This window comes from Acetobacterium sp. (assembly GCF_036508315.1).
GTDB lineage: Bacteria > Bacillota > Clostridia > Eubacteriales > Eubacteriaceae > Acetobacterium.
The window spans coordinates 1-4,492 of the sequence record NZ_DATCHP010000109.1 but is presented as its reverse complement, the minus strand read 5'-3'; the positions used below and the strand labels follow the sequence as shown (position 1 = coordinate 4,492).

At 39.5% G+C, this 4,492-nt stretch carries 5 protein-coding genes; 4 read left to right on the top strand and 1 reads right to left on the bottom strand.

The annotated features are described in order from the left end of the window. The first annotated feature begins 369 nt into the window (after positions 1 to 369). From VIK44_RS13240 to VIK44_RS13225, 4 genes are all read left to right on the top strand, one after another. Positions 370 to 1,248 carry an ArdC family protein gene (locus VIK44_RS13240; RefSeq protein WP_331554365.1) on the top strand — a complete coding sequence of 293 codons (879 nt, stop codon included), beginning with the start codon at positions 370 to 372 and terminating at the stop codon, positions 1,246 to 1,248. A 234-nt stretch (positions 1,249 to 1,482) separates the two neighbouring features. Then, on the top strand, positions 1,483 to 2,013 hold the full coding sequence (locus VIK44_RS13235; RefSeq protein ID WP_331554364.1) for a hypothetical protein: 531 nt from the start codon (positions 1,483 to 1,485) through the stop codon (positions 2,011 to 2,013). 5 nt (positions 2,014 to 2,018) lie between these two features. After that, a complete protein-coding gene (locus tag VIK44_RS13230) occupies positions 2,019 to 2,456 on the top strand; it encodes a helix-turn-helix transcriptional regulator (protein ID WP_331554363.1) in 438 nt (145 codons plus the stop codon). Beyond that, the gene (locus tag VIK44_RS13225; RefSeq protein ID WP_331554362.1) at positions 2,456 to 2,881 is read left to right on the top strand and encodes a hypothetical protein; all 426 of its coding nucleotides are present in this window, start codon (positions 2,456 to 2,458) and stop codon (positions 2,879 to 2,881) included. The genes VIK44_RS13230 and VIK44_RS13225 overlap by 1 nt, the downstream gene beginning before the upstream one ends. Positions 2,882 to 3,903: 1,022 nt before the next feature. Here the strand turns inward: VIK44_RS13225 and VIK44_RS13220 are convergent. Next, the coding region (locus tag VIK44_RS13220; RefSeq protein WP_331554361.1) for a hypothetical protein at positions 3,904 to 4,492 on the bottom strand (589 nt) is incomplete at its 5' end.

Here is a 4,492-nt window from a genome sequence, read left to right as displayed (position 1 = left end):
CTATTGACGGAACAATAGGTCTAATCATTATTAGACAATTACTTGTGCAACGACGTGTCGCACTTGGGTGCAAAGGTATTGATCGCCGGACGGAAAAGTCAAGGGCCGTCCGGTGATGCAATGGCAGATTTCTTAGGTTATCACCTCCCGGCACTTCGTGCTTGGTCACTTTCACCATGTCTCAATTGTCTGTCAACTGTATGCTCTACAGCATACAGTTGATGATCCCCGCTGATATGATTTTCCCTTCCGGTTGAAACTGACATTCGCCCGTTGACAAGAATCCGCCCGGCTCAATCAGGTGTGCCCGAAAATAATTAACGGCGCGCCTGATGCCCAAATAAGTCCGCAAGGCAAGCGGCAGAAAAGATGAATAAACTGGATATTTACGAAGTGGTTACCCAAAAGATTATTGACCGTCTGGAAGCAGGGGTGGTTCCGTGGCAGATTCCCTGGCGAACAAAGAATGGGATGCCGCGTAACATGACCACCAACCGGCCTTATACCGGAATTAACTTCTGGATGCTCCTTTGCATGCCTTACACATCTCCGTTTTACCTTACTTTTGACCAGGCTAGATCGCTTGGCGGTAATATCCGCAAAGGTGAGAAAGCAACAATGGTTGTCTTCTGGAAGATCCTCGAGTCGGAGGATAAAAACGGCGAGCTTAAAAAGACACCCTTCCTTCGTTACTACAATGTTTTCAACCTGACACAGACCGAAGGTATTGATGAAAAAAAGATTCCGGAAACGGAGGCTTTTGACCATGATTTTAATTCCATCGCTGCCGCTGACCGAATTTTCTATGAATGGAAAGACTGCCCTAAGATCAGATGGGATGATACGCATGCCTACTATTCTCCGTCAACTGATACGATCTGCATGCCCAATCAAAGGTCTTTCTTTCGCGATGAGTACTGTTATTCAACGCTTTACCACGAAGCAGTCCATAGCACAGGTCACCGCTCCAGGCTTGGGCGGCACGAAAAAATAAAAGATCATCAGTTTGGTAATCAGGATTATAGCCAAGAAGAGATTGTTGCCGAGATGGGAGCAGCCTACCTGTGCGGGATTACCGGTATTGAACAGCCGACCATCGAAAACAATGCCGCATATATTAAAAGCTGGATCAGAACTTTCAACGACGATCCAAAGGTCCTGGTTCTGGCTGCTGCCCAGGCACAAAATGCGGTGAATTACATCCTTAATCAGAAATCGGAACCTTCGCCAACAGGTTCGGAAGAATAGAGATAGAGGCCCTTCGGGGTCTCTTTTTTTGTTCACATCTTTTTTTTGAATTAGCTGCGTCAACAGACATTTTTTATATCTTTATCGTCAATAATAAAACATTGATGCAAAAATGCGTAGCAACTTAAAGCGAAGTAAAATTTTTAAGAATGGCTTTTCCTCGAAATCTCGAACAATATAAGCGACGTTAAAATTAAAATTAACGACAAAATAATAAACCTATAAGTTGATTTAATGGAAATAGTTTCTATATTTGAGCCTTATTTGTATTCGTTTAAATATTCTGATGAAGAATTTGATGAACTCGAAAGGTTGTTTGACGAATGGAATGACATTGAATTGCTCCGAAATTTTTTTGAAGAAAACAGTAAAGATTTAAGCTATTATCACATCGATATTGATAATGCAATTATTGAAACCAGAAAAGAAGCTGCTGCACTGCGCAATAAATTTATAGATTTATCGTTAGAGAGCAGTCCTAATCTGGATTCCATGTTTAGGAATCTTGACGATTCTGACTTGCTCATCTTTAATATGTCAAAACAAAAATCAAGGAGAAGATGGTTGAGAATTTATGCAATACGAATTGATACAAATACCTATGTAATAACAGGTGGTGCAATAAAACTTACGCATCAAATGGAAATAAAAAAGGGAGGTAGACCTCACACGGAAAAAGAATTAAACAAACTGGACATTTGTAAAAACTATTTAAAAGAAAACGGTGTTTATGATGCAGATTCTTTTAATGAATTAGTTATATGAAGATTATGAAAACGGAAAGAATAACCAATTTTGAAAAGCTTGTCAGTAAGGAAAAATCCGGATGGCTCGAAAAAGCAAAATGGAGACAAGAGAATCAGGCGTGGCTTGAAAAGTCGGCTTTAATCGCGCTTAAGATCCTAAGAGCAATTAGTGATCAGGGAAGCAGCCAGAAGAAATTGGCAGATAAAATGGAGGTATCAGCTCAATACATCAATAAAATTGTAAAAGGAAGTGAGAACCTTTCGCTCGAAACCATTTCAAAACTTGAAATTGCTTTGGGTATTCAACTGATAGAAGTAGTAGGTTTCAGCTCTTCCATTAATTATGAAATTCCCGAATCTATTCTACCGGAAATAAGTAAGAGTACTGAAACTAAAAAGGATCTGCCAGTTGAAGATGAAGTATATTCTTGTGCAACAATTTCTTATAGTTTAGCTGCATAATGGAAAAAATCAACGAAAATATCCGGTTTTCTTTGGCTAAAATTAGCACTGATCAGTTTGCCATTATATCCAATTCATTTAAAATTGGTGATGTGGTGAATTTAAAGACTGGTTTACAATTTGGGGCTGATAAGGAAAATAAAATTATTAGTGTAAAAGCTTCCTTTCAATTTGAACAGCAAGCGATTCCCTTTTTAATCATCGAAGCGTCTTGTTTTTTTAAGATAGAACCCACTGATTGGAACACGTTTGTAGTGGAAGGTGAAATTGTTGTACCTAAAGAAATCATTACTCACTTCACAGTTTTAACCGTTGGTACTGTTAGGGGAATTTTACATGCAAAAACGGAAGGAACTAATTTCAACGGTTTTTTAATACCAACCGTTAATGTTACCAAATTGGTAACTAGCGATGTTCGTATGTAGAATTTCTCGAAAACCAATTATTCAGACATTTCATTCTGACAATCAGAAATATAATATAAAAAAGGCTCGATCAGGGCCTCTTTTTTTGTTCCTGCACTGATTCAGATCAGTTGCACTCCCCTGTAGTTTCAGCCTCGGGAGAGGCTTTTTCTGAAATGGCAGCGATATCCTGCTCCGATAAAAATGGAGGCAAAACATTTTATTCACCCATGCCTGGCAGCACCTTCGGTTTTAAAATTGATTCTGGAGATTTGGTTTTCGGTGTTATTTCTGCGGATGTCCAGCTATTCTCATGACAATTTCAGTTAAAATTCTATGCTAAGTTAGCTCTGATCCCTGCGCGTACGCTTCGCTCAATCAAGGATTTTCCCGGCATATCCTCCCTTTCTGCGATCGGTCCGGTATTCCAGTTCCTCTTTGCCTGCCTCTAATTATCAAGCTGTTCACTTGCATATAATTTTTAAACTTAAATTTTGCATCATGAAAACAGCTTCAAAAACCTCCGCAAATTACAATTTCGAAAACCAGGAATCTCATTTTCATTTTAATTGGAATCCAACCTCCGATTCAGCCAGCCTCAAAGCATGGGAGGAGGAAAATGCAGAATATGCCACCTGGAATTTGATCGACGATGAGCAGGATACCGCTTCTTGCTAATCAGGTAAAGCTTCTGACGGGGCTTTTTTTATAGCCAATTTGATCCCTGAGAAAATACTGTCAACTCGCACTCAGGGCAAAGTTATTGATCATTAGCCGGAAAAGTCAAGGGACGTCCGGTGATACGTATTTCAATTCCTTCTAATCAGCAAACAATTACTTTAACCATATAATAATTCCATATCCTCAATTACCGCAAATTGATTGAGCAAGGGAGGATGTTGCATAAGATATATTACAACAATAAATTTTTAAAATGGTGAATTCTCACTATTATAAGGTCTAACGATTAGATTTATGACATCGTTAGACCTAATGAAGAACCTGGTGGAAAACCAAATCGGTAATGCAATTAATAGGGAAAATTAAATTTGTCGGTGAACATGATTTTCGGAGATGATTAATACCGATGGCGTATTCGTCAACCAACTGGTTTGCTTTTCAATGAGCCTTTTCCAGCTGTCGAGACTTACAATCATCAAATCCTGTTGTAGTAAAGTGTCTTTTCCAATCGGGGTTTGGTTCAACAGGTAGATATGATTGGGTGCGTTTTGCTCAATCTCCCGTATCAATTCCTTCATTCCGGATTCTTTCACCCGTCCGTTTGCATCAAGAATGGTGACCTGGGCGCCCGAATTTGAGATCAGCTTTTGCGCGTATTTTATCAGGAAAGCATCTTTATGATCAAATATGGGCATAAAAACCTTCTCTATTTTTGACAGGTTTTTGTCGAGCAATATGCCCACGGGAACTTCACTCCTGGCCAAAATCATCCGCGTACTCTCTTCAAACGGAGACCTTTCAAACAGCTTTTCTTTGCCTGTAACGGTATTGAAAAACCTGTCGGGATCTATAATCCTTGTTGTAAAACCTAAAATCCGTCCTAACAAGCTTCCTTCAAAGATTGATTGCCCCAGACCAACCAGCAGCAAATCATAATCGCCCTTGTTTGCC

What these genes read in the sequence shown, in the direction of transcription:
- VIK44_RS13225 (WP_331554362.1), top strand. Translation starts at nt 2,456, where the DNA reads ATGGAAAAAATCAACGAAAATATCCGGTTTTCTTTGGCTAAAATTAGC.
- VIK44_RS13230 (WP_331554363.1), top strand. Translation starts at nt 2,019, where the DNA reads ATGAAAACGGAAAGAATAACCAATTTTGAAAAGCTTGTCAGTAAGGAA.
- VIK44_RS13240 (WP_331554365.1), top strand. Translation starts at nt 370, where the DNA reads ATGAATAAACTGGATATTTACGAAGTGGTTACCCAAAAGATTATTGAC.
- VIK44_RS13235 (WP_331554364.1), top strand. Translation starts at nt 1,483, where the DNA reads ATGGAAATAGTTTCTATATTTGAGCCTTATTTGTATTCGTTTAAATAT.